We start from the raw sequence: 22880 nt of genomic DNA on the forward strand, positions 1-22880 counted from the left end.
AGCCCGATGACCCTTTCGGCCCAGTCGGTGACCTCTTTGGTCCAGTCCGTCGACTGGTTCGCCCTCGCGCCGCCCACCCTCGCCGCGGCCGTCGCCCTGGTGGTGCTCGTCGCCGACCTCTTCCTCCCCGCCGCCAGGAAGCCGCTGCTGGGCTGGATCGCCATCGCCGGGCTGGCCCTCGCCGCGCTCTCCCTGCTGCCCCTCCTGGACGGCGACCGCCGCACGTTCTGCCTGACCGGCCACCCGTCCGTGTGCAGCTACGTGGCCGACCCGTTCACCCTCGTCATCCAGTTCCTGGTGCTGGCCGGGGCGCTGCTGACCGCCCTGCTGTCCGTCGACACCCTCAAGGACCACGGCCTGCCCGCCGGCGAGTTCTGGTTCCTGCTGCTGTCCTCCGCCGCCGGCGCGGCCCTGCTGCCCGCCTCCCGGGACCTGGCCACCCTCGTCATCGCCCTCGAAGTCGCCTCGCTGCCCGCCTTCGCGCTGGTCGGCATGCGGCGCGGCGACCGGCTCTCCTCCGAAGCGGCCCTGAAGTTCTTCCTCTCCTCGGTGGCCGCGACCGCCGTGATGCTGCTCGGCGTGAGCTTCCTGTACGCGGCGACCGGCAGCCTCCACCTCTCCCGGGTGGCGCACGCCCTGACCGCCCTGCCCGACCCCCGGCTGGCCACTCTGGCCAGCGCCGGCGTCGCCCTCACCCTCGTCGGCTTCGCGTTCAAGACGGCGGCCGCCCCCTTCCACTTCTGGGTGCCGGACACCTACGTCGGCGCCCCGCTGCCCATCGCCGCCTACCTCTCCGTGGTCGGCAAGGCCGTCGGCTTCTCCGGCCTGATCCTCGTCACCGTCCAGGGCTTCCCCTCGTACGCCGACGTCTGGGGCCCGGCACTGGCCGTCCTCGCCGCGCTCACCATGACCGTCGGCAACGTCGCCGCCCTGCGCCAGGAACCGGGCCGCGCGCACAGCGCCGTCCGCCTGCTCGCCTGGTCCTCCGTCGGCCAGGCCGGCTACCTCCTGGTGCCGATCGCGGCGGCCGGCTACGCCGACAACCCGGCGCACGCCATCGGCTCCACCGTCGCCTACGCGCTGATGTACGCGGCCGTGAACCTCGGCGCCTTCGCCGTCGCCGCCCTGGTGGCCCGCACCAGCCCCGCCAACCGGATCAGCGACTACCGGGGCCTGTACGCCCGCCGCCCCCTGTCCGCGCTCGCCCTCGGCTTCTTCCTGCTCTGCCTCGCCGGTCTGCCGCCGGGCATCATCGGCCTGTTCGCGAAGGTCACGGTCTTCTCCGCGGCCGTCGACGCGGGCCTGGGCTGGCTCGCCGTCGTCATGGCCGTCAACGTCGTCATCGCGCTCTACTACTACCTCCAGTGGACGGCGGTCCTCTTCCGCGGCGCCGAGGCCGGTGAGCCCGCGGCCGGCGAGCCCGAGGCGTACGCGCTGGAGGCGGACGGAGCGGTGACCGCCGGGCCGGCACGCGCCCCGATCCCGGCGGCCCTCACCGCCGCCATCGCCCTGGCCACCGTCCTCGGCATCGCCCTGTCCGGCGCCCCCCAGCTCGTCCTGCGCTTCGCCTCGGGCGCGCTGCTCTGACAGACGGGCCGGCACCCGTAACGCCGGCGCGCGCCCTCCCGTACCCCGTCCGGCCCCGCCCCGCGCGCACAAGGGAACCAGCCTTGCTCATCTGGCGTTGACCAGTGAGTAAGGGTCCACTGGAGAGTGGAGACAACGAGCAAAGGGTTCCCCTGCCGCACCGCTTGGAGGGCGTACCGTGCACCGCCGGCACAACGGGCTCAGGACCGCCGTACTCCTCGGGGGACTGTCCGCACTCATCATCGCCATCGGCAGCCTGTTCGGCCGTACGGGCCTGGTCATCGCCGTCGTCGTCGCCCTGGGCACCAACGCCTACGCCTACTGGAGCAGCGACAAGCTCGCCCTCAGGGCCATGCGGGCGCGCCCCGTCAGCGAGTTCGAGGCACCCGACCTCTACCGCATGGTCCGCGAGCTGTCGACGGCCGCCCGCCAGCCCATGCCCCGCCTCTACCTCTCCCCGACGCAGGCCCCCAACGCCTTCGCCACCGGCCGCAATCCGCGCAACGCGGCCGTCTGCTGCACCGACGGCATCCTCCAGTTGCTGACCCCGCGTGAGCTGCGCGGCGTCCTCGGCCACGAGCTCAGCCACGTCTACAACCGCGACATCCTCATCTCGTCCATCGCCGGCGCGCTCGCCTCCGTCGTCATGTTCCTCGCCAACTTCGCGTGGCTGATTCCCATAGGCAGATCCGACGATGACGAGGGTCCCGGCATTCTGGGCATGCTGCTGATAATGATCCTCGGGCCGGTCGCGGCCTCCCTCATCCGACTGGCCGTCAGCCGCTCCCGCGAATACGAGGCGGACGCCTCGGGCGCCCAGCTCACCGGCGACCCCCTGGCCCTCGCCTCCGCCCTGCGCAAGCTCGAAGCGGGCACCCGGCAGTTGCCACTGCCACCCGAGCCGCGCCTGGAGACGGCGAGCCACATGATGATCGCCAACCCGTTCCGCGCGGGCGGGGGCATGTCCCGCCTCTTCTCCACCCACCCCCCGATGCGCGAACGCATCGCCCGCCTCGAACAGATGGGCGGCCACCGCCCCTGAGCCCCCGGATCGCCACGCCCCTGAGCCACCCGAACGGCACGCCCCCGCTCCCACCCTCCCCGCAACTCTTCGCCCCACCAGCGCGTCCTTCCCAGCAGACACACTCACCCGCCGTGCCTGTGGAAGGCTGCCGCTCATGAAGTTCCTGCTCAACATCCTCTGGCTGGTCCTGAGCGGCCTGTGGCTGGCCCTCGGCTACGTCGTCGCGGGCGTCATCTGCTGCGTCCTGATCATCACCATCCCCTTCGGCATCGCGTCCTTCCGCATCGCCGGCTACGCCCTGTGGCCCTTCGGCCGGACGACCGTCCAGCGGTCCGACGCCGGGACCGGTTCGGCGATCGGCAACGTCATCTGGTTCGTCTTCGCGGGCTGGTGGCTGGCCCTGGGCCACATCGTCACCGGCGTGGCCCTGTGCGTGACGATCATCGGCATCCCCTTCGGTATCGCCAACTTCAAGCTGATCCCCGTCTCGCTGGTCCCGCTCGGCCGCGACATCGTCCCCACCGACCAGCCCTTCGCCACCCGCTGAACGCTCCCGCGCGCCGATCGGGCCCCGACCCGGCCGGGTCGGGGCCCGTGTCCATCCGGCCGGCTCACGCCCGCACGAGCCCCCGAGGCGTCACATAGCGCCGAAAGCCCAGGGTTTCGACACCCGGGAGCCCGCCGATGAACCGCATCACCGGCCCGTCGCTCCCCAGCTTGGGGACGATCACCCGCTCGTGGGACTCCGCGTCCCGCCACTCGCTGTAGTTGACGAGCCGGGTGCCGTCCTCGCTGATGTGGAAGTGCGAGGCGATCCCGCCGTCACCGTCCTGCCGGCCGCCGAACATCTCCATCAGACCGTCGACGAGTTCCCGGGCCGCCTCGTGCCCGCTCGTCCGGAAGGCGACCCGCACCACACACCCCGGCGCGGGCGCCACCCCCTGGGGCAGCAGGCTCCGATACAGCCGGAAGCGCGTCGGCCGCTCGGCGTCCACGTCACCGGCCTTCTCCAGCGCCGCCGCGATCCGCTCCCGCAGCCCCGTCTTCTCGCTCCGTACGAACTCCTCGTGTGCCGCGACGCTCGTCCACTGGGCGTAGTTGAGCACGCTGCGGCCATCCGTCCCCGCCAGCAGCACCCGCGACAGGAAGCCGTCCGGCAGCGGGGTCCGGGCCCAGGCGCCGGCCACGCCCTCCAGGACGGCGGCCTGCGCCTCGGGGCCGCCCGTGTCCCATTCGCTGATCAGCACGGCGCCGGCATCCGGCCGCCGGATCTCCGGAAAGACGTCCGCGACGAACGCGGTGGACATGCCGGCTGAAATCTCATCGCTCGTGTTCATGCCCACAGCCTGCGACCTCAACTGGACTTGAGGTCAAGCCCCTTGGGAGCGCCCTGAGCGCACACCTGTGCGGCGGCCCCCGGAACGCCGGTGGGGCGGCGCGCCCACGGCACACCGCCCCACCCGGCCACCCTCCCGGCGACCGCACCCGCGCCCGCCGGCCGGCGGCACCTACCGGTAGTTCACGAACTGGATCGCGAAGTCCAGGTCCTTGCCCTTGAGCAACTGCTGCACCGCCTGGAGGTCGTCCCGGCTCTTCGAGCTGACCCGCAGCTCGTCGCCCTGCACCTGCGCCTTGACGCCCTTCGGGCCCTCATCGCGGATGATCTTGGCGACCTTCTTCGCGTTCTCCTGGGAGATCCCCTCCTCGATCGAGGCGAAGATCTTGTACTCCTTGCCCGAGGCCTGCGGCTCCCCGGCGTCCAACGACTTCAGCGAGATCCCGCGCTTGATCAGCTTGGACTGGAAGATGTCGAGCACGGCCTTCACCCGCTCCTCGGCGTTGGCCCGCATCTCGATCTTCTCGCCCGACCACTCGATCGACGCGCCCACGCCCTTGAAGTCGTAGCGCTGCGAGATCTCCTTGGCGGCCTGGTTGAGGGCGTTGTCGACCTCCTGCCGCTCGACCTTCGAGACGATGTCGAAACTGGAGTCGGCCATGTTGAGTTGGCTCCTCGTACGTAGATCCGTCAGGGCTACGGCCCGTGCCGGACCGCCCCGCAAGCCTAGCCATCCCGGCATGATCCAGCGCTGTGGAATCGAGTGGCGGACCACCCCCAGCCATCGGGTATGGTTTACGTCGTTGCCACAGAGCGCCGCCCACAGCGGATCTCCCGGCAGCAAACCCTGGCGGTGTGCCCGAGCGGCCAAAGGGAGCAGACTGTAAATCTGCCGGCTTCGCCTTCCCAGGTTCGAATCCTGGCGCCGCCACAGGAAAGCAAAGGGCCCCTGGCCTGCGGAAATCGCAGGCCAGGGGCCCTTTGTCATGCGCCCTCGCGGCGGCCGTACTGTCTCGCTCCGTCTCGCATTCGAACGCCCTATCTCGAAGTGTGTGGACGGGGCGTGGACGGGATTTCTGAGCTGTCAGCCGCGCTGCCCCAAGCGGGCGGAAATCTTGGCGTTCGCGGCCGCGTCCCCGTCCTTGAGGAACTTGGCGTACACACGGAACAACACGGCCACACTGTGGCCGGCGCGCTCGGCGACAAGCTGAGGTTCCACGCCGGAGCTGAGCCACGTAGACACCGCAGCGTGACGAAGGTCATACGGGCGCTTGGCCAACACCGACTCGGACTCAGCCGGGCTCAGGGCCCGCGCGCGAGCCTCAGCCCAGACTTCGCCGTACCCGGTGTCCTGGATGAGCCCTCCGCGCATCGTCTGGAACACCCGACCGTCGGCGGCCGCGCCGTACGCGGTGAGGTGCCATCGCAGCAGGGCGACCAGTTCGGGCGGGATCGGTACGCGCCGGACCGCTTTCCGCGGGCGGTGCTTCAGGCCCCGTTTCTCGTGCGCCTCGCCACTGTCTGTCCAGGCCGTGCCGGAGCGGGGGCGGGTCTCCCTGAGCCTGAGCAGGCCCCAGCCGCGACGCGGTAGGTCGCAGTCTTGGAGCCGAAGCCCAATGACTTCCGCCGGCCGCGCGGCGCCGTAGTACATGCAGCCGAAGAACGCCACGAGCCGCCGACCGCGCTTGCTCTGGTCCCGCACGGCGGTCAGAAGCTTGGCCGCTTGCGCGGGGTTCGGCACGCAGGCCGGGTCCACCTCGTCCACCACTTGCTCCGGTGCTTTCCACTTGATGCGATCGAGCGGGTTGTCGTTGAGGAGATCAGCCTCCACCGCGTACTCAAGAGAGTTGTAGAAGATTGCGCGCTTTCGGCTGATCGTGCCCGGTGCGGCTGTCTTGCCGTCCAGTTTCTTGGAGAGGGCGTTGAGGGCGGCCCGTACGAGCAGGCGTTCCGAGAGCGCGGACACAGGAAGCGATTTGCGCTTGAACCAGTCCAGCACCTTCGTTACGTCGTCGGGCGTCTCCTGATCCCAGCGGTTCTTGTTGAAGGCCCAGCTGTAGAGGGCGCGCCGGACGACTCTGGCGTCCGGCATCCCCTTGGTGTCTTTCACGAAGGCGGGCGTCACCGTCGCCATTGCTTCGGACAGCGTGCGCCGTGTGTTGCCGGGGGAGTCGTCCCACTTCATCCCGATGTATTTGCGGGCGTGCTCGTACCACGAGATGTCCCGTTCCTTGTCGACCATGGACTTCGGCAGTCCGCTGTCCACGTCGAACGGCTCACCCTCGCGGGTGGCGGTAATGAGCTGGGCCCGGCGGCTCTCCGCCAGGCCCAGCGTGAGGAACGACTCCGAGTGCGGGCGGATGCCCACCTTCCAGCGGAGTTGGTAGGGCTTCCGGTAGTCGCGCTTCCGGATGGCCCAGATCTTCACGGTGTAGCTCCACGCCACTACGCCACGTCCATTTCTGCGAGGAATGCATCGAGGTCACTGCGCCAGACGCGCAGACGGCCGTTGGGCAGGCGGTGAGTGCGGGGGCCCTGGCCCCGGTTCCGCCAGCGGTACCAAGAAGCGCGGGTGATGCCGATCTCTTCGAGGACGACGGCCAGCGGGAGAAGCTCGTCGGCGGGTGCTCGGCGCTTGTGGACTTGGGTGCTCACGTGGTGCCTCCTTCAGGACTCGGGGTTCGTGCTCCGGACGCGGTGGGCGCCGCAGAAACCGCAGAATCCGCAAAAACCCCGGAGCATGCCGTCTGACCTGCGGAAACAGGTGGTTTCTGGCGCTGGTCGTGGCTGCCGCAAAAATCCCGGAAATCGCCGCAGAAATAGGCGGCGGGGCCCGGGACCCTGCTGGGCGGGGGTGCGGCGGTTGATTTTTGCGGGACTTTCGCGGGTTTTTGCGGCTGGCTGTTGCCGGGGCCCTGCGCGGGGTTCCTGGGCTGGTCAGAGCGGGTGCGGCGCGTATTTTTGCGATTTTGCGGTTTGTGCGGCTGGGTTCCTGCGTGGGGAGCCGTGCGGGCGCTCATACCTGGCCCTCCCGAAGCTCGGGGTGGACGAGGTACCGGGGGGCCGGCGGGCGGCCACGCTTGCCGGTGCGGGGCGGGGTGTCACTGCGGAGGTAGCCGTGCTCTTCGAGAAGGGCGACGGTCGGTTCGAGGTCGGCGACGGTAGGGAATTCGGAGCGGGACAGCTTGGCGAACAGGTCGCGGCGACTGACGCTCTCCCATCCGTTCGCGGCCAGAACATCCAGCAGCGTGCGGGCACGCGCCTGGGTGGCGTCGGCGCCCATGAGATCGAACACCGTCAGGGCGTGGGCGGTGAAGTAGTCGGCCAGCTCGATGGCGGCGCCCATGGTCGCTTCGCTGATGGGCTTGCCGTATCCGTCTTCGAGGTGGTCGGCCAAGTGCAGAAGGCCGGCGATACGGGCGGTGGCGCCAATGAGCTTGCCCGCCCACTTGCCGACGTGGCCAAGCCTGCCGCCCTTGGCCCGGAGCTGCGGCTCAAGGCGGTTCTCAAAGGCGATCAGCGCCACGTCCGCTGCCGGGGTGAGCTGGATGACGGCGGGATCGGTCCAGTCCGCCAGGGACAGGGTCAGGGCCTGCACGTTGCGCTCGTAGCGTTCGGCGAGGGCCTCTGGCACCGGGTCGGGGTTGATCTTCCGGAAGCCGACGAGGGATTCGGGTAGCGAGTACAGGAAGCGGGCCAGCAGGCCCCTGCCGTCGAAGCCGCGGTTCTTGCCGATGTCTTCCAGGACGGCGGGCTGCACGGCCAGGCCCATGGTCAGGGCCGGGGCTTCGATGTACTCCTCGCGGCTGCGGCGATCCACCCGCAGCCGGTCGCCGGCGTGGCCCTTGAGGAACACCTCCATGTTGGGGGTGCCGGAGTAACGGCCGGCGATGATGTCGAAGATGCCGCCCTCGGCGGACATCACCGCAAGCCGTCCGCCCTGCTCGGCCAGCAGAGTAGCGATGACCTCGGGGGTGGCATCGTCGGCCAGCAGACGGGGCCGGGCGGGCACGCTGAGGGATTCAGCGGCCTGGGCGAGGGCGATGGCCTCAGCTACCAGTCCGTCCCGCTCGGGGCCCTCCGCTGAGGCCGCTTTGGACGCGGCCTTATCGGCGGCTTCCTGGGTCATCTTGGCGGTGAGTTCAGCCTCCACGATGCGTCCAGACGCCTCGGCGACGAGCAACGCCTCGGACCGGTAGAGCGGGCTGGTCATGGCGGCGAATACCGCCGACTTCCGGTTAGCCGGGCCCAGTGCGACGACGACGAACAGGTTGGTCGGCTCCCGCCAGCGCCCACGCACCTGCACCACCGCGCGCCCGCCGGCGGCGGTGGCCAGGACCGACAGTGCCAGGGCGCCCGCCATGTCGGGTGGCGTCTGGGTTTCCTCGGCCACCGCAGCGACGTAATCCCCCAGCCAGCCAGGGAGGGCCTGGACAGGGAAGGGCGGGAGCTTGGGCTGGTGGTTGAGGGGGATCGGCTCTGCCCATACCTCCGGCACGGTCTGCGCCCCCAGGGCCAGGGCTTCGCGCAAATCGTCGTCCGTGGCGTCCGGCGCCATCCCGGCCTGGATGATGCGGGTGCCCGCTTCGATGCTGCGGCGCCGCTGCGCCTTGCCGTGCACGATCTCCGCGTAATAGGCGGCGTTGGAGGCGGTCGGGACCGCCTTTACCAAGGTGTGGAGGTAGGTCTTTCCGCCCACGCGGGCGATGGAACCGGCCTGCTCCAGATGGTGGCCGAGGGTGATCGGGTCCACGGGCTGGCCCTGGGCGTGCAGGTCGAGAAGCGCGCGGTGGATCGTCTCGTGGGCAGGAAGGTAGTGGTCGGCTGGGTCCATCGCGGCGATGACCTCGGAGATGATCTGCGGGGCGAGCATCATGGCGCCGAGAACGGCCTGTTCGGCTTCCAGGTCCTGCGGCGGGGTCCGGTCGATGCTGGCGGCGCCGCGCAGCGGCAGCACGGTGCCGTACTGCTCAGCCGCGGGTTCAGATGTCATGCTGGGGGTCTCCTGTTCTGTCTTCGGGCAGTGCGGGGAGACCGGGGGCGGCGGTGTGTCCTTGCACGGGAGTGCCGCCGCCCTCGGGCGTCATAGGTCAGGTCAGGCCGCAACGTCCAGGTCTTCGCCCGTGAGGGCTTCGGCGACCATGGCGATCAGGTCGCGGGCGGCCGGCGGGGTCACCGCGTTGCCAAGCATCAGCACCCGGGTGCGCTTGTCTTTGGCGAGTAGTCGATAGCCCTCGGGGAATGCCATCGCGGCGGCGTATTCGTGCGGCTCCAGCATCCGGAAGCGGCACTCCTCCACCGAGGTGACCGAGCCGCCGTACAGGGCGCCATGGCGGTCCACGGTGGTGACGGTGGGCAGGGGCTGGGTGGCGGGCCGGGCGGTGCCGTTGGAGTAGTAGGGCACGACCAGGTCCGGAGTGGTGACGATGCCGTGGTGGTTGCCGGACGCGCACACGGTGGCCAGCGGCGCGGCGATGGAGCGGTGGGAGGATCCGCCGCCGCGCAGTTCGACCATGTAGGGCGGCAGCGCGAGCCCCGTCTCGTTCCGCGTTGTGACGGTCCGCAGGGGCGAGGATGCAGGGGCGGCTTTCTTGCCGTCCCGGCCTTCCACGGGGACGGTCGGCGGTTCAGCGAACGCAGCGAATCCGGCGCGGACGCGGCGCATGGTGCCGGCCGCGAGGGGCCGCTTGCGCTCCCCGATAGCGCGGGCGGGAAGGCTCCAATCGATGACCTCGGCCGCGCCCCGCACAGCGGGCTCCACGACAGTGTTGCGGCACTCGGTGCGGGGGCAGCGCCACAGGTACTGGGCGCGCTTGCCGTAGCGGCCCCAGCGCCGGTCCAGGCGCTTGAACGCCTGCATTGCCCGGATGCGGCCGTGGGCGGGGCAGTCGGCCCAGGGGCGGGTCCACTTGCCGAAGTCCGGGGCCCGCTCCCCCTTGCGCCACAGGACCACGTACATGCGGTCGCGGGACTGCGGCGCGGCGGGGCCGAAGGCGGCGGCGTGCATGGAGTTGAGCCACACGATGTGGTGCTCGTAGCCCCACGCGTGAAGGGTGGACAGCCACGCCTGGAAGGCGGCGCCGGGCACCTGTTCGGGGCCCCACCAGTAGGCGTCCACGACGTTCTCCACGATGACCGCCCGGTAGTTATGGACCTCGGCGAAGCGGGGGACGTCGTGCATCGTGGCGCGGGAGCGGACGACGATTTCGTCGGTGCCGTCCTCGGCGAACAGCCCGTCCGAGTGGGCGCCGTGTCCGCGCCGCCGGCCTTTGGCGATGGAGTGGTTGGTGCACTCCGGGGAGGCCCACAGGATGTCCGTCTTGGGGTAGCGGCGGGGTTCGACCTGGGAGAGGTCGGCGCAGTCGTGGTCGGCGTCGGGGTGGTTGGCCTGGTGGGTGTCGACGGCGTGGCGGGCATGGTTGGCGGCCATCCGCACCGTCACACCCGGGACGGTCATGGCGCCGGTGGAGGAGCCTCCGGCACCGCAGAACAGGTCGGTCAGGGTCAGCACTTGGCCTCCTGGTGAGTCGTCGGGCAGGGCGGGGGGCCGGGGGCGGCGGCGGTGTCCTTTGCACGGGAGTGCCGCCGCCCTCGGGCGCGTCTAGGCGTTGGGGTGGGACTGACGATCAGAAGGGGGGTTCGTCGCTGAAGCCGTCGGCGCCCCACGGGGCGCGGCCGGTGCGGCGCCGGCGTCGGGGCAGGCGCGGCAGGGGCAGCAGGACCCAGCGGCGGTCTTGGTTCCAGCACTCGCAGGGCTCCCAGTGGGAGCCGTCGTACTCGCCGGTCTCGGGGTGGCCGTATTCACGCTCGATGCCGCCGATGCCCTCGCAGACGCGACAGTCGGGGCGGGGGGTGTCGGTCAGCATCAGCGCCGGACGGGGCCAGGTGGCGCGCTGGAAACGCAGCCGGGGCAAGGCTCGGTGACTCAAGCGGATGTCCTCTCTGTGCTGGGGAGTTCGGGCAGGCCCGCGTCGGTGAGGGCCTGCGGGTTGAAGCCGGGGAGGGCGGCGCGGGTGATGAGGGCGGTGGCGAGTTGTTCGGCGTAGGCAGCGCCGGAGTGGGCGACCTCGATCTGTGCCCCGGCGCGGAGGGCTTCGACGCGTTCGATATGGGCGTGTTCCTCGCGCCGCTCAGCGGTGTGCCGTTGGTGGGCGACGGTTTCGCGGTGGTCGCTGTGCCAGTGCCTCGCGGCCAGGCCGTACGCCACGGCGGTGGCCAGCGCCCATAGCAGCAGCGGCAGCGACCAGCCGTCGGAGTACCCGGCGACCCCGGCCAGGGCCAGGGCGCCGGAGGTGGCGAACGCGGTGCCCGCGATGACGCCGTCCCCGGCGCGGCCGACGGATGCGACGGCGCCGGCCACCGCCGCGCCGAGGGAGAGCGCGGTCATCAAGGCGGCGTTGCCGACGGAGTGTTCGGCGCCGTTGGCGTTCCAGATGCGCGCGAGGATCAGCACTGTGGAGGTGGCTAGGGCAGGGGCGGCTTTGGGGGCCGCTGCGGCGAGCCAGTGCCGGGAGGTGCGGTGTCCGTTCACGGCCAGCTCCTCACAGGTTGCGGACGGCGTCGAGGACCGCGTGGGCGAGCTGGTTGATGGGGCCGGAGGCGCCGGTGGAGGCGAGGAAGAAGCCGAACATGATGGCGATGAACGCGGAGCCGTAGCCGAGGGTCTTGGACCTCAGCAGGAAGAACAGGACCAGGCCGAACAGGGCGACGAGGGAGATGGTGACGGCCACAGGGGCCTCCTTGGCGTGAGGTGGCGGTCAGCGGGTGCCGTCGCGGTGGATGCGGGCGGCGACGTTGAACAGGTGGCGGCCGACGCGGATGCGCTTGCGGTCGCCGTGGCAGCGGCGGCAGGTCTTGCCGGGGCGGAGGCGTCCGCGTCGGTCGGTCTTGAGGGCGTAGCCGAAGCCCTTGCACTTGCGGCAGTTGCCGAACGGGCTCACCGCACACAGAGTCACATAACAGAGAGTGACTATGAGCAGGCAGGCGATAGCAAGGCTGTTGGGGGTCATGAGCGGCCTCCAGGGCGGTTTTCGGGGATTTCCGCAGGTGGGTCGCTATCCGCTAGCGGCCTGATCAGATGTGGTGTGGGGCGCTAGCGGGGCCGCTAACGTTAGCGAGGGTCACTGCTAGCGATAGCGGCCCCGGAGCCTCAGTCCGCATCGCGCTTTTTGTCACGCTCCGCTACGGTGGCGGTGATGTGGGCGCGTTCGATGCCGCGCCGGTTGACGACCTTGCCGTTGATGCGGCGGCCGATCTGGACGGTTTCGATGCCGTAGGGCTTGAGTGCCGCGGAGAGCTGTTCGGCGGCCCACTCGTCGTAGACCTCCGGTCGCAGCTCCGCGAGGCGGCCCACCACGGTCTCGTTCCAGACCTTGGCCTCTTCGACGGGCACCACGCCCAGGATGTCGCGCAGCAGGTCGTAGCTTGCTGCGGTGTTCTCCTCGGGCGCCTCTCCGGCCGCGTGGCCGGTGAGAGTGCCGGCGTCTTCCCGCAGCTTGCGGGCCCGTGCGGCGATGGCTTCGGCCGCGACGGCGTCCACGTAGACGGAGCGGACGATGCGGGCGTCGGAGCCTTCACCGACGAAGTAGTGGATGCCCTTGTCGCCCCAGGCGAACATCGTCGCCCGTATGCCCCGCTTGTAGGAGCCGGTGCCCAGGACCATGTCGTTCTCGATCTGGCCCATGACCTTCAGGCAGAACCGGGTGGAGGCGTTCGCGCTGATGCCGGTGGGCAGGGACTTGGAGTCGGGCCGCTGGGTGGCCAACAGCAGCGTGATGCCGGTCGCGGGGCCGCGCTTGACCAGGTCGGTGCAGATCTCCTCGAACTCGGCCCCGTACTTGGGGTGCTCGAACCACACCTGGCACTCATCCACCCCGATCACGATCGGGTGCAGACCCAGCTTCTTCATGCTGGCCAGCTCCGAAGTCACCTTGGACTCGGGGCAGATGTCGCGCGGAAGGGAGCGGATCATCTTCGCCCGGCGTCGCAGCTCCTCGCGCAGCGCCCGCAAGTCGACGATGGCGTACTCGATGTCGTCGTCGTCCTCGCCGGCCCGGTGGCGGTAGGAGCACTTCTCTCCCACGGGGTCCAGGTCGCCGGTGCCCTTGAGGTCGTAGGTGTGCAGCTCCGCCCTGGGGTCCAGGGCGGCGATGATCAGCAGCAGGCGCAGCAGGAACGTCTTGCCCATGCGCGGGATGGCGCCCACGATGCCGGAGATGTACATCAGGGACAGTTCCACCCAGCGTCCGCGCTGGTCGGTGCCGAAGGCGGTGGGCTTGAACAGGTCCACCGAGCCTGACTTGGCCAGAGGCCAGGCGGGCTGCTTGGCCTTGGACATGTCCTGATCGCCCACCCACAGCACCAGGCGGCCGGTGTGCTCGTCGGGCACCGCCTCCGGCCACACGCAGCCCAGCGGCCGACGAAGGCCGGAGGCAAGCCGGTCGCGGCGGTCCATCACGTCCGAGACGGTCACGCCGTAAGGCAGGTCGCCCTCAGCGCGCCAACCCGGACCGTCACGGGTGATCGGGGCCTTGAACACGAACCCCTCGCGCCCCTTGGCGATCGCCTGGTTGATCTGCGAGATGGACAGGGCGGCGAGCGCCCGCAGGACAATCGCATCCGTCAGGCGCGGCGTGGTCGGCAGTTCCACCGCGTGCCTGATCACGGGCGAGTCGGCCGACTCCCCGGCCCACCCCAGCGCCAGCACCACTGCGCCGACCGATACCCCCATCAGCCACCCCGGAGCCAGCACGTACAGTGCGAGGGCCGCCCCGACTCCGATGACGGAGGCGAGGATGACCACGAGCGTGCGAAGCCGCACCCGACCGTCCCGCTGACGCGACAGCTTCAGGTACGTGGCCGCGTCCTCCTTCTGCACCATGGCGCGGCGCACCGGATCGCCTTCGGCGTCGGAGACCCAACGCATCGTGCCGCCCAGGAACTTCGCCGCACCGCGGGGCGCCTGAAGGGCCAGGCGTCCGGCGTAGGCGGGTGCACGGAAGGCGTGGTACCCGGCCATGTGGCCGTAGTGACCAGCTACCCAGCCAGCAGCGGTCTTCAGCTCCTGGGTGGACTTCAGCCACTCGGGGATGATCGCCCGGCGCTTGGCTCCTATCAGCCGGCCGAGGTATCCGGGGCTCTTCGCCTCGGGTACCTCCACCATGATTCGGCCTGATCCGTCGGCCGACTCGGGCGGGGTCGAGTCGGCCGACGGATCAGCCGACTCGGTGGGCACGGGGGCGGCCGACTCGCTACGCGCCGACCGGGCCTTGTTCAGGTCCACTACGTCGGCCCCCGAGTCGGGCCCGTCGTTGGTGGTCATGTCGGCTTCGAGTCGGTTGAACAGTTCGTTCTCGTCGTCGTGATTCACTGACGTTCCTTCCAGAACGGGAGGGCGGCGGGGCCTGGTCGCTGTCCTTGGCCGGGTGGACCAGGCCCCGCGCTGTTTCAGAAGAGGGACTGAGCTGCTTGGCGCTGTTCCTCAAGAGCCGCCGCCCTGGCGGCGGCGCTGACCCTGGCGACGCAGCGGGGGCACCAGGCCCGAAGCCGCTTCGGGTCGGTTACTTCCGCGTCGGTGGTGGTGCCGGTCGGTTGGTTGGGGGCGATGACGAGTCGGGTGAAGTGGTCGTGGCTCTCGCGGCACATCCCGCCGCGCGTGTGGGTGCGGCCGCATGCGCCCTCGCACTGGCAGCGCCAGTCGGCCGTGTCCATCACCGCGTTGAACAGGTCAGCGCCACGGATCGGGCGACGCATCTCAGGCCGCCCGGACGACCCGCGCGTCGGTCGGCAGTCGGCCATAGCCGTGGACCCCAACCCAGGTGCCGCACCACTCCGTCTCGGCGGTGAGAGATACCGAGTTGGTCAGCATCCGGTAGACGACGCCCTCAGGCTGGATGCCGAGGGCTTCGCGCCACAGCTCGAAGCCGTCCAGCCCGTCGTGCAGCCTGATCACCACTGCTGCGCGGAAGTCGTCGTGCTCCGGGTGGTACACGGTCTGGACGTCCATCTCGGTGGCCGGGAGGTGGCCGAACGTCGCGGACAGACGGCCAAGGGTGTCGATGGCGGGCATCAGGCGGTTGAGGCTTTCGGCGCTCATGCTGCTTCTCCCTCACTGTGCTCGGTCTGGTCGATGTGGTCGGACTGGGCGGGCTCCTCGGTATCGGCAGGCCGGAAGCGGGCGGCCTGGGCGCGCTCGGCCTTGAGGGCGTCGCGCAGCATCCGGGCGTTGTCCTGGGATGTGCGGACCGTCTTGCGGATGGCGTCAGCGGTCAGCTCCGCCTCCGACCATCCGGCGGTCAGCTCCCGGGCCTCGGAGAACAGTTCTGCTTCGGTGCGGGCCGCAGGCGCCTTGGCCTGCTTGCGCTGGCGGGGCTGACGCTCGCGCGTGCGCGTGCGCTGCTGGGGTTCGCTGGCCTGCCGCCGGGCCCGCGCAGCGGCCTCCTGGCGCTGGCGCTCACGCTCGCGTTCTTCGCGCTGTTCGCGTTCCAGGCGTTCGGCGTGCTCGCGCTCCTCGCGCCGCTGCTGGTCCTGGCGGTCCAGGCGCTCACGCTCCATACGCTCGGCGTGCTCGCGCGCCTCACGGCGCTCGGTCGCCTCACGCTCCAGCCTTTCGCGCTCCAGACGTTCGGCCTGTTCGCGGGCTTCCCGCTCGGAACGCTCCCGGGCAGCGCGCTGTGCTTCCCGCTCATCCCTCGCCCGCTTCTCGCGCGCTTCGCGCTCCTGGCGGTCCTGCTCGGCCTGCTTTTGCTGCTCACGGTCGATGCGGGCCAGGGCGCCTGTGATCGCTCGGCGGTAGGCGAGCCCTGCCTCGGCGGTGACGATGAGCAGGAGCGGGGCGACACAGTGAACAGCCACCCCGACCAGGTCGCCTTTGAGGGCCGAGTCCCCGATGTTCAGGCCGAGAGTCATCAGTCCTGTCATCCAGCGCAGGACGGTTGGCCACGGGCCGCCGCTTCCACCAAGGCGGGCGACGGTGGAGTCGAGGCGGACCACGATGACGACTGCGGCGTCCACCACCACCGGGAGGATCGGGGCCGTCCACTCCCACCCGCCGGGGGTGGCCCGCTGAACGAGCGGCGTGACCGTCAGGACGGAAAAGACCACGGCGCCAATGGTGATCGCCCAGGTGCCCAGAGACAGCGTCCGCTCGGCCATCTTGATCTGCTGCGGGCTCATGGTCGCGAAGCGCATCACCCCGTCGCCTCCGCTCCGTCGGAAGCGCCGCGGCGACCGGCGCGGCGGCCGTTGACGGTGCCGTGAGCGGGCTCGGAGTCGTGCGCGACGGACCAGCCGCCGCCGTCCGCCTTGACCCCGTACATGACTTCGTCCGCCCGGCGCATCCAGGTGGACAGGTCCCCGGATCCGAGCGGGGCGACCACGGTGCCGATGGAGGCGCCCAGCGGCACCTTGCGGCCACCGACGCTGATCGGCTCGCACAATTGCGCATGCAGGTGCCACAGGAAGAAGTCCAGGGTCCTCAGCCCCTCCGGCTCCCCGGCGGGCGGGCGGCGGATCACGGCGGCGAACTCATCGCCCCCCAGGCGTCCCGCGATTCCGCGTGCATGAACCCACAGCCCGAGCCGCTCGCCGGCGGCGCGGATCGCCGCGTCCCCGGCGGCGTGCCCGTGGGTGTCGTTCAGCGCCTTGAGGCCGTCCAGATCGATGACTAGGACCGCCGTAGTGCCCTGACGCACCAGGCGGCGGGCCTGGGCCTCGAAGCCGTCCCGGCGCAGCAGGCCCGTGAGCGGATCGTGGCGGGCGGCGCGCAGTTGGCGGCGCATCCACAGCGTGTGGAGGGACCAGGCAGCGGCCAGCGGCCCGGACGCGGCGGCCAGCGTCATGACCTCGCTCATCAGGCCGCCGCCTTCCGCACACTGCGGCCCTTGCCCTTGCCAGGGCGAGACAGCGGGACGACGTTCAGCAGGTCCGGGGCGTGCGCCTGGGCCACCTCGCCGGCGATACGCGAGACCGTGTCGAACAGGCCGGGGTCGTCGGCGAGGATGTCACGCGCCGCGTCCAGCCTGGCCGCGCGCTCCTCGGCGCTCTCGCCCGCCACCCCGAGCCACAGCTCCAGCGGGGTGCCCAGGGCCAATTCGATGAAGTCGTTGTTTGTGACGGCCTGGTTGCCGCCGAAATAGGTCTTCATGGCAGTGCTCTCCTGATCTCAGATGGCGGGGAGAGCCGGGCGGCGGCGTGTCCTTGCACGGGAGTGCCACCGCTCCGGCCGGTCTGGATGAACAAGCCGCAGAACCGGAAGACACCGGCCGCGGCGACCGCTCGTTGAAGACGAGTGGCCATTGCTGCTGACGCCTCCGCAGAGAGTCGTCAGCAGCCAAAATCACTCGTTCTCAGCACTCTGTTCAGTTCTCAAGACACGGACGCTCTCTTCGAGCCCGTTTCACGGGGCCCTCCGGGCGTTTAATTGCGCAGGTCAGGCAGGTTCCTTGCGACTTCCTGGGGCTTTGACGGCCCCAGGCGCCTGTGCCTCATAGTGCACTGTGAGGCACAGTCCTGCAACCCCTCTTCCGGAGACCAGGGGCCTTGAGGCTTGGCCCTAGCTCTGCCGCTTGGGCACTATGAGGCAGAGACTGGATTGAGACGTGAGGTGCAGATGATCGAGTGGACCGGCAAGCCCGCCTATCAGCAGGTAGCGGAGGATCTTCGGCGACGGATCGCAGATGGCGAGTTCGCAGAGACTGGGCAGTTGCCTTCGCTCGCGAAGATCCGAAGCTCATACGGGGCTACCGCGACAGTGGCTCGCGACGCGATCCGCGAACTCAAGACCGAAGGTCTCGTGGTGAGTCACCAGGGCAAGGGTGCGTTCCTCACCGCCAACTCCGGCGAACTTGCTCAGCAGTCTGTTCCCGAAGCGGCGATCGCAGAACTGCGTGAACAGATCGCGAGCCTTCAGATGGAAGTGAGTGAGCTGCGCGAGCGGGTAGCGGGGCTGGAGGCGAACTAGTAGCCCGTGCGGTGCGTCGACGGCGTCAGCTCTGTTGGCCCGCAACCGCCCTGGCTGCAAAGCCTGCCCATCGGGTTTTTTTGCGGCCATGAGGCACCTCCTTCCTGCTCAATCGATGCGATCCATCAACCGACCTCGATAGGTTGGGATCTGCTTGTTCATCGTTTGTAGCGACTGAACTTGACTGGCCGACAGGCCTGACATGTGGCCGCCCAAGGCGGCCACATAGGCCTCATGGGGGAGGACGGGATGGGGCAACGTCCGAACGAACTGACACCGCACGCAAGCCCTCAGCACTACCTCGGTGCCGAGATGCGAGCTTGGCGTGAGCAGCGCCGTCTGTCCCTGGGCAAGTTGAGCCAGGCGATCATGTTCAACAGCAGCTACATGGCCCGTGTGGAAAGAGGCGGGCAGGCCGCATCCGCAGCCCTGGTCGAGGCGTACGACCGTGCTCTTGGTGCTGCTGGATCATTGGTCCGGCTCCACGTGAAGATCCTGGAGGGCGCGACCCTTGAGGCTCTGTCGTCCGGCCATGTGGCTAAACCGGGGACCCATGTGGCCAAAGCCCCTGTGGCCCTGGCTGGCGAATCGGGCATTCAGGCACCGTCAGAGGAGGGGATCTCAGTCCCCGTACGTACCGATGACGGAAGGATCATCTTCGTGTCCCTCTCTCGAAGGTCCCTACTCGGCGCGCTTGGGGCAGGCGCGGCGATAGCTGCGGTGTCGGACCTGCCGGCCGCTGCAAGGCCCAGCAAGTCGAGCCTCACGTTGTCGGGGGCGGACCCAATTGAGCACCTCAAGGCGACGCGGAGAGTGCTGATCGACAACGACAACCTGTTTGGCCCCCACCGCGTGATCCCCGCGGTCCAACAGCAGATCGCCGCTATCAAGGAGCTGCGGATCGACCGGCGCGGCGCAGATCGGCGTCATCTGCTCCAGATGCAAACGCAGTATTCGGAGCTCTGTGGATGGCTGCACCAGGATCTCGGCGACTTCCGCGCTGCTCAGCATTGGATGCGTGAGGCGTTGGAAGCCTCGCATATGTCCGGCGACCCGGAATTGACGACGTACATTCTGGCCCGGCGCAGTCAGTTGGCCGGCGACATGCGCGACCCTGTCGAGGCCGTGGATGTCGCGGAGGCCGCAGAAGATATGGCTGACCCGGGGAGCAGGTTGGCAGCCGTAGCGGCCACCTTCGGGGCACACGGCCATGCCCTCCGCAACGACCCAGAGATGGCCCAGCGTGCGTACGAACATGCCCGGGAGCTGCACGCGAGCATGGACCCGGACCCCCGCTCCTCCTGGGGGGTGTGGCTGGATGCGGCATACATCGAAGTGCACCGAGCGCAGAGCCTGGCAGTGCTGGGAGACCATCGAGAGGCCGCTGAGGGGTTCCGGAACGCCATCGCTCAGTTGCCCGCTGGCTACCACCGCGACAGAGGCGTGTACCTGGCTCGCGAAGCGGCGGCGCTAGGGCGTGCAGGGGAGGCAGAACAGGCTGCGGCTGTGGGCATTCAGGCGCTCAGCATCGGAGTCGAGACGGGGTCTGCTCGCATCGCACGGGAGCTGACCCAACTCGACGGGGACTTGAGCAAGTGGCGTACGGTCCCGGGCGTGAGCGACTTCAGAGATGCGATGAACGAAGCTGTGCTCAGCCAAGCCTGACGTTCGTGCCTACCCTTCCGAGCTAGCCAAGGAGACCGCGATGCCCCGTCCGTATGTGCTGCTAAGCGTTGCCACCTCTGTCGATGGCTACATCGACGACACCAGTTCGTCTCGGCTTCTGCTGAGCAATAGCGAGGATTTCGATCGCGTCGACCAAGTGCGAGCGGACTCCGACGCCATTCTTATCGGCGCCGGCACCATGCGTGCCGACAATCCCCGATTGCTGGTGAATAGCGAGGAACGCCGAGCTGCACGCGTTTCGGCAGGCAAGCCCGCGTATCCCCTGAAGGTCACCATTTCCGCGAGCGGTGATCTCGATCCGGATCTGAAGTTCTGGCATCACGGCGGAGAAAAACTGGCCTATACGACCGACGCCGGCGCAGAAAAGCTCGCCCAGCGCTTGGAGGGCCTCGCGGACGTTGTGTCTACAGGTTCCGACATCGACTTTGGCGCGCTTTTGGACGACTTGGGTGAGCGCGGCATCGAGAGGCTGATGGTGGAGGGGGGAGGGCGTGTGCACACAGCCTTCCTCTCGCAAGGACTGGCCGACGAGATCCACCTTGCGATCGCCCCGCTGATCGTGGGCGAAGCTGAAGCACCGAGGTTCCTCAGCCCCGCCAGCTACCCCGGAGGGTCGACGCGCCGCATGCGACTGGAAGAGGCTCGTAGCATTGGAGATGTCGTGTTTCTCCGATACTTGCCGAAGCAGGAGAGTACCGCTTGACCAGCACAGATCGAGCCTGGATGGAGGCAGCCATTGAGCTGTCTCGTCACTGCCCGCCAGCCCGTGGGGCGTACTCGGTGGGTGCCGTGATTGTGGCGGCGAACGGTGCAGAGTTGGCCCGCGGATACTCCCGCGAGACCGAGCCTCACATCCACGCAGAAGAGTCCGCCTTGAACAAGGTTCGCGATGGTCGCTCCAGGCTCGCCGGCGCCACGCTCTACAGCACCTTGGAACCATGTTCGCAGCGCCATTCACGACGGCCCACCTGCACTGAGTTGGTGCTTAAGGCTGGTGTCCCACGGGTCGTAATCGCCTGGCGGGAGCCAGCGTTGTTCGTGGAGGACTGTGTGGGGGTGGAGACGCTTCGCGCGGCAGGCGTGGAAGTGGTCGAACTTCCGGAGTTGAGCGAGCAGGCGCGCGCCGTGAATGCCCATCTGCTGCGCTTAAACGTCTGATCGGACGTAACGAGTCCCACAGGAGGAACGCGATGCCAATGTCCCACTCGGAGATCCTGGTGCCGAGCGACCACCCCGGCCCCACATGGGGCAGGCAGTGGCAGCTGATGTGTCCGGCGTGCGGCGCCGGTGAAGTCGAAACCGGTGGCCCCGACCATGAGTCGGTCACCGTGCAGCCCGACCGGGACGAGTACGCCGGCCCTTTGGGGACGCGCGGAGGATACGTCCGAGTGGACCTTGAATGTGCAGCCGGGCACGGCTTTTCCCTCATCGTGGCAAACCACAAGGGGGCGGAGTACTTGGGGGTTGTGCCGCGGGTCTGAGGCTAGGAGGGCGAGGGGAGGGCTTGCCCACTGACCCAAAAACGTTGGGCCGTGGACGAGACGCGGACGGCTAGAGCCCCCGTTAGGGCGAAGGGGGTTTGTGCCGCAGGCGTCATAAGCGGGCGCGGCGGGAACTACGCGCTGTCGAACATCGTGCAGGGGGCCATCGTCACTGAGCGGCGAATGACCTCTTCTCGCGCAGCAGCGAGTGGCTGTGGGGCCTCGGGAGCGCGCGGGGCTGATCTCGGAGGACGACGGATGTCATGAGCTTTTGCCATCCTCGACGAGCTGGCTTCCTTGGAAATCCGCCGCTGACAGGTCCTGGAGTGTGGCCGTCTTGGTAGGAATCAGCATCAGGTCGGCGGCAGTGGCCTGCTCGTACACGTGCTCCTCTGCTGCTGCCCAAAGATCGTGGTCGTGGTTGCCCGCGAGCCCCTCGCCCACAACGATGATCAAGCGAGCTTTCGACGGTGACTCGTAGCTGTCCTGCCAGACTCGTACGTGGTCCACGGTGTCCAGCATCCGCTGGCGCGTCGAATCGTCCTGCTGGCGCACCCAATCGAAGAGCGGTTGGACAACGTGGTCCAGGCACTTTCCCGCAACGTCGGGGCGCTTCCGAAGATGAGCGAGTCGCTCCCCGACATTTGAGTAGTCAGCCTCTGAGGCGTATGCCTCAAGAGGTGTCCGGTCGAGCAGGATCGTTTTTTCTACCGGTATCTCGATGCGCAGGTCTGCAACCCACTTCTCGTCTGAAGCGCCCCAGGGCGGCTTGAGCGGCAGCAGGTAGAGGACGTGCCCTGACCTAACCGCGCCGATCATGCTCCTGTCGAAGTGGCTGGCGGCGTTATACACCGGAACCACGCCGAGCCACGTATGTGTGGGCTTTACGATGTCGCAGCCTTGCGTGGTGATCATGGCATGGCGAAGCGGCAGCCCTTTCTCCATCACCGTCTGAAGGGCGGAGCCGAAGCCCCCCCGAAGCACCTCAGTGTCTCCAGCCCAGAGGGGCTGCTCGGCTGATCCCAGGAAGACGAGAGGGAGATCCTCCAGGATGTGGCCTTGCCGAAACTGGTTGAATTTCTCTAGATAGTCGTCGCGCCAAGGACGGGGCTTGCCGAGGTCCGGTTGCATCGATCCTTCGGGTTCAGACGTTGTTCTCACCAGCCTTCCAAGGGGCCGTCGGGTGCTGGGCCCTCGACTCCACCCGGGCGGGCCGCCAGACTGCGGTCGATGGGCAGCGCCTTGATGGGGGCGAAGGTGCGGCTCACCTCGTCCGTGATCTGGTCGAGCGCTTTGCGGTCGTCGGCTGCTGCCAGCAGCCTCTCGCGCATGGCGGGCGCCCCCAAGTGGAACCATCTGCGAGCACCGGGTTCTCCAAGCGCATCAACGACGAGCGAGGCCAGCGCATGAACCTTGTAGAGCAGGCGGGTCGTTCCTGAGCGGGGTGTACTCCCCCGGGATTTCCAGGCGTAGCAGGTAGCTCGCGGGATGCCTAGCGCTTCAGTGAGTTCGGAAACGCCTACCTCCAACCACCCCGACAAGTCGGTGACGCACGAGTAGGCGAAATTCGTACGTTCAGATCGTTCCGCGACAGGCAATGGACTGCCTGAGAGATCGGCTGACGCTGCCAGTTCAAGCGTCCTGACCGGTGTGATTGTGTCGATAAAGGACTCGCGGCGCGCAAGTGCCGTCCCGATGATCTCTGTGACAGCGATCCGCCACGCGATGCCGACTTCGGGTATCGCTACGGGCACAGGAAACGAGCCGATTTCTGTGACCGACGGGCCTACGGTGCCTGGCAGCTCA

The 22880-nt window shown here is 68.8% G+C and carries 25 protein-coding genes and 1 tRNA gene; 8 read left to right on the forward strand and 18 right to left on the reverse strand.

The window, feature by feature from the left end:
- The first annotated feature begins 6 nt into the window (after nucleotides 1-6).
- The 3 genes from ACZ45Z_RS28080 to ACZ45Z_RS28090 all read left to right on the forward strand — a co-directional run bounded on the left by ACZ45Z_RS28080 (nucleotide 7) and on the right by ACZ45Z_RS28090 (nucleotide 3158).
- Nucleotides 7-1587 (forward strand): NADH-quinone oxidoreductase subunit N, encoded by a 1581-nt coding sequence (locus ACZ45Z_RS28080; protein ID WP_468368288.1) that lies wholly within the window; start codon nucleotides 7-9, stop codon nucleotides 1585-1587.
- Between the two features lie 178 nt (nucleotides 1588-1765).
- Nucleotides 1766-2629 (forward strand): zinc metalloprotease HtpX, encoded by an 864-nt coding sequence (htpX, locus tag ACZ45Z_RS28085; protein WP_468368034.1) that lies wholly within the window; start codon nucleotides 1766-1768, stop codon nucleotides 2627-2629.
- A 136-nt stretch (nucleotides 2630-2765) separates the two neighbouring features.
- The gene (locus tag ACZ45Z_RS28090) at nucleotides 2766-3158 is read left to right on the forward strand and encodes a YccF domain-containing protein (protein ID WP_468368037.1); all 393 of its coding nucleotides are present in this window, start codon (nucleotides 2766-2768) and stop codon (nucleotides 3156-3158) included.
- A gap of 64 nt (nucleotides 3159-3222) precedes the next feature.
- Here ACZ45Z_RS28090 and ACZ45Z_RS28095 read toward each other — a convergent pair whose 3' ends face one another.
- Both ACZ45Z_RS28095 and ACZ45Z_RS28100 read right to left on the reverse strand, forming a co-directional pair.
- Nucleotides 3223-3948: a hypothetical protein gene (locus tag ACZ45Z_RS28095; RefSeq protein ID WP_468368040.1), complete on the reverse strand. Its 726-nt coding sequence runs from the start codon at nucleotides 3946-3948 to the stop codon at nucleotides 3223-3225.
- A gap of 171 nt (nucleotides 3949-4119) precedes the next feature.
- A complete protein-coding gene (locus ACZ45Z_RS28100; protein ID WP_468368042.1) occupies nucleotides 4120-4608 on the reverse strand; it encodes a YajQ family cyclic di-GMP-binding protein in 489 nt (162 codons plus the stop codon).
- 188 nt (nucleotides 4609-4796) lie between these two features.
- Here ACZ45Z_RS28100 and ACZ45Z_RS28105 point away from each other — a divergent pair.
- Nucleotides 4797-4878 (forward strand) — tRNA-Tyr (locus ACZ45Z_RS28105).
- Between the two features lie 153 nt (nucleotides 4879-5031).
- Here ACZ45Z_RS28105 and ACZ45Z_RS28110 read toward each other — a convergent pair.
- The 14 genes from ACZ45Z_RS28110 to ACZ45Z_RS28175 all read right to left on the reverse strand — a co-directional run bounded on the left by ACZ45Z_RS28110 (nucleotide 5032) and on the right by ACZ45Z_RS28175 (nucleotide 17091).
- On the reverse strand, nucleotides 5032-6393 hold the full coding sequence (locus ACZ45Z_RS28110; protein WP_468368044.1) for a tyrosine-type recombinase/integrase: 1362 nt from the start codon (nucleotides 6391-6393) through the stop codon (nucleotides 5032-5034).
- On the reverse strand, nucleotides 6393-6602 hold the full coding sequence (locus ACZ45Z_RS28115; protein WP_468368047.1) for a helix-turn-helix transcriptional regulator: 210 nt from the start codon (nucleotides 6600-6602) through the stop codon (nucleotides 6393-6395). The genes ACZ45Z_RS28110 and ACZ45Z_RS28115 overlap by 1 nt, the downstream gene beginning before the upstream one ends.
- A 361-nt stretch (nucleotides 6603-6963) precedes the next feature.
- The gene (locus ACZ45Z_RS28120; RefSeq protein ID WP_468368049.1) at nucleotides 6964-8940 is read right to left on the reverse strand and encodes a YfjI family protein; all 1977 of its coding nucleotides are present in this window, start codon (nucleotides 8938-8940) and stop codon (nucleotides 6964-6966) included.
- A 102-nt stretch (nucleotides 8941-9042) separates the two neighbouring features.
- A complete protein-coding gene (locus tag ACZ45Z_RS28125) occupies nucleotides 9043-10458 on the reverse strand; it encodes a DNA cytosine methyltransferase (RefSeq protein ID WP_468368052.1) in 1416 nt (471 codons plus the stop codon).
- A 115-nt stretch (nucleotides 10459-10573) separates the two neighbouring features.
- Complete coding sequence (locus ACZ45Z_RS28130) at nucleotides 10574-10813, reverse strand: hypothetical protein (RefSeq protein WP_468368291.1); 240 nt, start codon at nucleotides 10811-10813, stop codon at nucleotides 10574-10576.
- A 59-nt stretch (nucleotides 10814-10872) separates the two neighbouring features.
- Nucleotides 10873-11478 (reverse strand): hypothetical protein, encoded by a 606-nt coding sequence (locus tag ACZ45Z_RS28135; protein WP_468368055.1) that lies wholly within the window; start codon nucleotides 11476-11478, stop codon nucleotides 10873-10875.
- A 10-nt stretch (nucleotides 11479-11488) separates the two neighbouring features.
- The gene (locus ACZ45Z_RS28140; RefSeq protein WP_468368058.1) at nucleotides 11489-11677 is read right to left on the reverse strand and encodes a hypothetical protein; all 189 of its coding nucleotides are present in this window, start codon (nucleotides 11675-11677) and stop codon (nucleotides 11489-11491) included.
- Between the two features lie 27 nt (nucleotides 11678-11704).
- Nucleotides 11705-11956 carry a hypothetical protein gene (locus ACZ45Z_RS28145; RefSeq protein ID WP_468368060.1) on the reverse strand — a complete coding sequence of 84 codons (252 nt, stop codon included), beginning with the start codon at nucleotides 11954-11956 and terminating at the stop codon, nucleotides 11705-11707.
- Between the two features lie 140 nt (nucleotides 11957-12096).
- Complete coding sequence (locus ACZ45Z_RS28150) at nucleotides 12097-14316, reverse strand: cell division protein FtsK (protein ID WP_468368062.1); 2220 nt, start codon at nucleotides 14314-14316, stop codon at nucleotides 12097-12099.
- Nucleotides 14317-14393: 77 nt separating this feature from the next.
- On the reverse strand, nucleotides 14394-14699 hold the full coding sequence (locus ACZ45Z_RS28155; RefSeq protein WP_468368064.1) for a hypothetical protein: 306 nt from the start codon (nucleotides 14697-14699) through the stop codon (nucleotides 14394-14396).
- Nucleotide 14700: 1 nt separating this feature from the next.
- Nucleotides 14701-15042, reverse strand: a complete 342-nt coding sequence (locus tag ACZ45Z_RS28160) for a hypothetical protein (RefSeq protein WP_468368067.1) — start codon at nucleotides 15040-15042, stop codon at nucleotides 14701-14703.
- Nucleotides 15039-16121 carry a DUF2637 domain-containing protein gene (locus ACZ45Z_RS28165; RefSeq protein WP_468368293.1) on the reverse strand — a complete coding sequence of 361 codons (1083 nt, stop codon included), beginning with the start codon at nucleotides 16119-16121 and terminating at the stop codon, nucleotides 15039-15041. Before ACZ45Z_RS28165 ends, ACZ45Z_RS28160 begins: the two co-directional genes overlap by 4 nt.
- A gap of 14 nt (nucleotides 16122-16135) precedes the next feature.
- Nucleotides 16136-16798, reverse strand: coding sequence for a GGDEF domain-containing protein (locus ACZ45Z_RS28170; protein ID WP_468368070.1), 663 nt, complete (start codon nucleotides 16796-16798; stop codon nucleotides 16136-16138).
- The gene (locus ACZ45Z_RS28175; protein WP_468368073.1) at nucleotides 16798-17091 is read right to left on the reverse strand and encodes a hypothetical protein; all 294 of its coding nucleotides are present in this window, start codon (nucleotides 17089-17091) and stop codon (nucleotides 16798-16800) included. The genes ACZ45Z_RS28170 and ACZ45Z_RS28175 overlap by 1 nt, the downstream gene beginning before the upstream one ends.
- A 465-nt stretch (nucleotides 17092-17556) precedes the next feature.
- Here ACZ45Z_RS28175 and ACZ45Z_RS28180 point away from each other — a divergent pair, with 465 nt between their 5' ends.
- The 4 genes from ACZ45Z_RS28180 to ACZ45Z_RS28195 all read left to right on the forward strand — a co-directional run bounded on the left by ACZ45Z_RS28180 (nucleotide 17557) and on the right by ACZ45Z_RS28195 (nucleotide 20751).
- On the forward strand, nucleotides 17557-17907 hold the full coding sequence (locus ACZ45Z_RS28180) for a winged helix-turn-helix domain-containing protein (protein WP_468368296.1): 351 nt from the start codon (nucleotides 17557-17559) through the stop codon (nucleotides 17905-17907).
- 234 nt (nucleotides 17908-18141) lie between these two features.
- Nucleotides 18142-19572, forward strand: coding sequence for a helix-turn-helix domain-containing protein (locus ACZ45Z_RS28185; protein WP_468368076.1), 1431 nt, complete (start codon nucleotides 18142-18144; stop codon nucleotides 19570-19572).
- Nucleotides 19573-19612: 40 nt separating this feature from the next.
- Nucleotides 19613-20296: a RibD family protein gene (locus ACZ45Z_RS28190; protein WP_468368079.1), complete on the forward strand. Its 684-nt coding sequence runs from the start codon at nucleotides 19613-19615 to the stop codon at nucleotides 20294-20296.
- Between the two features lie 20 nt (nucleotides 20297-20316).
- Nucleotides 20317-20751 (forward strand): dCMP deaminase, encoded by a 435-nt coding sequence (locus ACZ45Z_RS28195; RefSeq protein WP_468368299.1) that lies wholly within the window; start codon nucleotides 20317-20319, stop codon nucleotides 20749-20751.
- A 584-nt stretch (nucleotides 20752-21335) separates the two neighbouring features.
- On the opposite strand, the gene ACZ45Z_RS28200 is transcribed toward ACZ45Z_RS28195, so the two are convergent.
- Nucleotides 21336-22205, reverse strand: a complete 870-nt coding sequence (locus tag ACZ45Z_RS28200; protein ID WP_468368082.1) for a hypothetical protein — start codon at nucleotides 22203-22205, stop codon at nucleotides 21336-21338.
- A gap of 26 nt (nucleotides 22206-22231) precedes the next feature.
- Entirely contained in the window at nucleotides 22232-22405 is a 174-nt protein-coding gene (locus ACZ45Z_RS28205) for a hypothetical protein (protein ID WP_468368085.1), read from the reverse strand.
- Nucleotides 22406-22880: the final 475 nt, after the last annotated feature.

Source organism: Streptomyces sp. NPDC031210, from assembly GCF_055570395.1.

Bases quoted from the DNA above. Each gene is read 5' to 3' on its own strand.
- ACZ45Z_RS28160 (WP_468368067.1), bottom strand. From the start codon at position 15,042: ATGAGCGCCGAAAGCCTCAACCGCCTGATGCCCGCCATCGACACCCTT.
- ACZ45Z_RS28080 (WP_468368288.1), top strand. From the start codon at position 7: ATGACCCTTTCGGCCCAGTCGGTGACCTCTTTGGTCCAGTCCGTCGAC.
- ACZ45Z_RS28205 (WP_468368085.1), bottom strand. From the start codon at position 22,405: ATGCGCGAGAGGCTGCTGGCAGCAGCCGACGACCGCAAAGCGCTCGAC.
- ACZ45Z_RS28165 (WP_468368293.1), bottom strand. From the start codon at position 16,121: ATGAGCCCGCAGCAGATCAAGATGGCCGAGCGGACGCTGTCTCTGGGC.
- ACZ45Z_RS28130 (WP_468368291.1), bottom strand. From the start codon at position 10,813: ATGCTGACCGACACCCCCCGCCCCGACTGTCGCGTCTGCGAGGGCATC.
- ACZ45Z_RS28095 (WP_468368040.1), bottom strand. From the start codon at position 3,948: ATGAACACGAGCGATGAGATTTCAGCCGGCATGTCCACCGCGTTCGTC.
- ACZ45Z_RS28145 (WP_468368060.1), bottom strand. From the start codon at position 11,956: ATGACCCCCAACAGCCTTGCTATCGCCTGCCTGCTCATAGTCACTCTC.
- ACZ45Z_RS28155 (WP_468368064.1), bottom strand. From the start codon at position 14,699: ATGCGTCGCCCGATCCGTGGCGCTGACCTGTTCAACGCGGTGATGGAC.
- ACZ45Z_RS28190 (WP_468368079.1), top strand. From the start codon at position 19,613: ATGCCCCGTCCGTATGTGCTGCTAAGCGTTGCCACCTCTGTCGATGGC.
- ACZ45Z_RS28180 (WP_468368296.1), top strand. From the start codon at position 17,557: ATGATCGAGTGGACCGGCAAGCCCGCCTATCAGCAGGTAGCGGAGGAT.
- ACZ45Z_RS28200 (WP_468368082.1), bottom strand. From the start codon at position 22,205: ATGCAACCGGACCTCGGCAAGCCCCGTCCTTGGCGCGACGACTATCTA.
- ACZ45Z_RS28185 (WP_468368076.1), top strand. From the start codon at position 18,142: ATGGGGGAGGACGGGATGGGGCAACGTCCGAACGAACTGACACCGCAC.
- ACZ45Z_RS28175 (WP_468368073.1), bottom strand. From the start codon at position 17,091: ATGAAGACCTATTTCGGCGGCAACCAGGCCGTCACAAACAACGACTTC.
- ACZ45Z_RS28100 (WP_468368042.1), bottom strand. From the start codon at position 4,608: ATGGCCGACTCCAGTTTCGACATCGTCTCGAAGGTCGAGCGGCAGGAG.
- ACZ45Z_RS28090 (WP_468368037.1), top strand. From the start codon at position 2,766: ATGAAGTTCCTGCTCAACATCCTCTGGCTGGTCCTGAGCGGCCTGTGG.
- ACZ45Z_RS28170 (WP_468368070.1), bottom strand. From the start codon at position 16,798: ATGAGCGAGGTCATGACGCTGGCCGCCGCGTCCGGGCCGCTGGCCGCT.
- ACZ45Z_RS28120 (WP_468368049.1), bottom strand. From the start codon at position 8,940: ATGACATCTGAACCCGCGGCTGAGCAGTACGGCACCGTGCTGCCGCTG.
- ACZ45Z_RS28195 (WP_468368299.1), top strand. From the start codon at position 20,317: ATGGAGGCAGCCATTGAGCTGTCTCGTCACTGCCCGCCAGCCCGTGGG.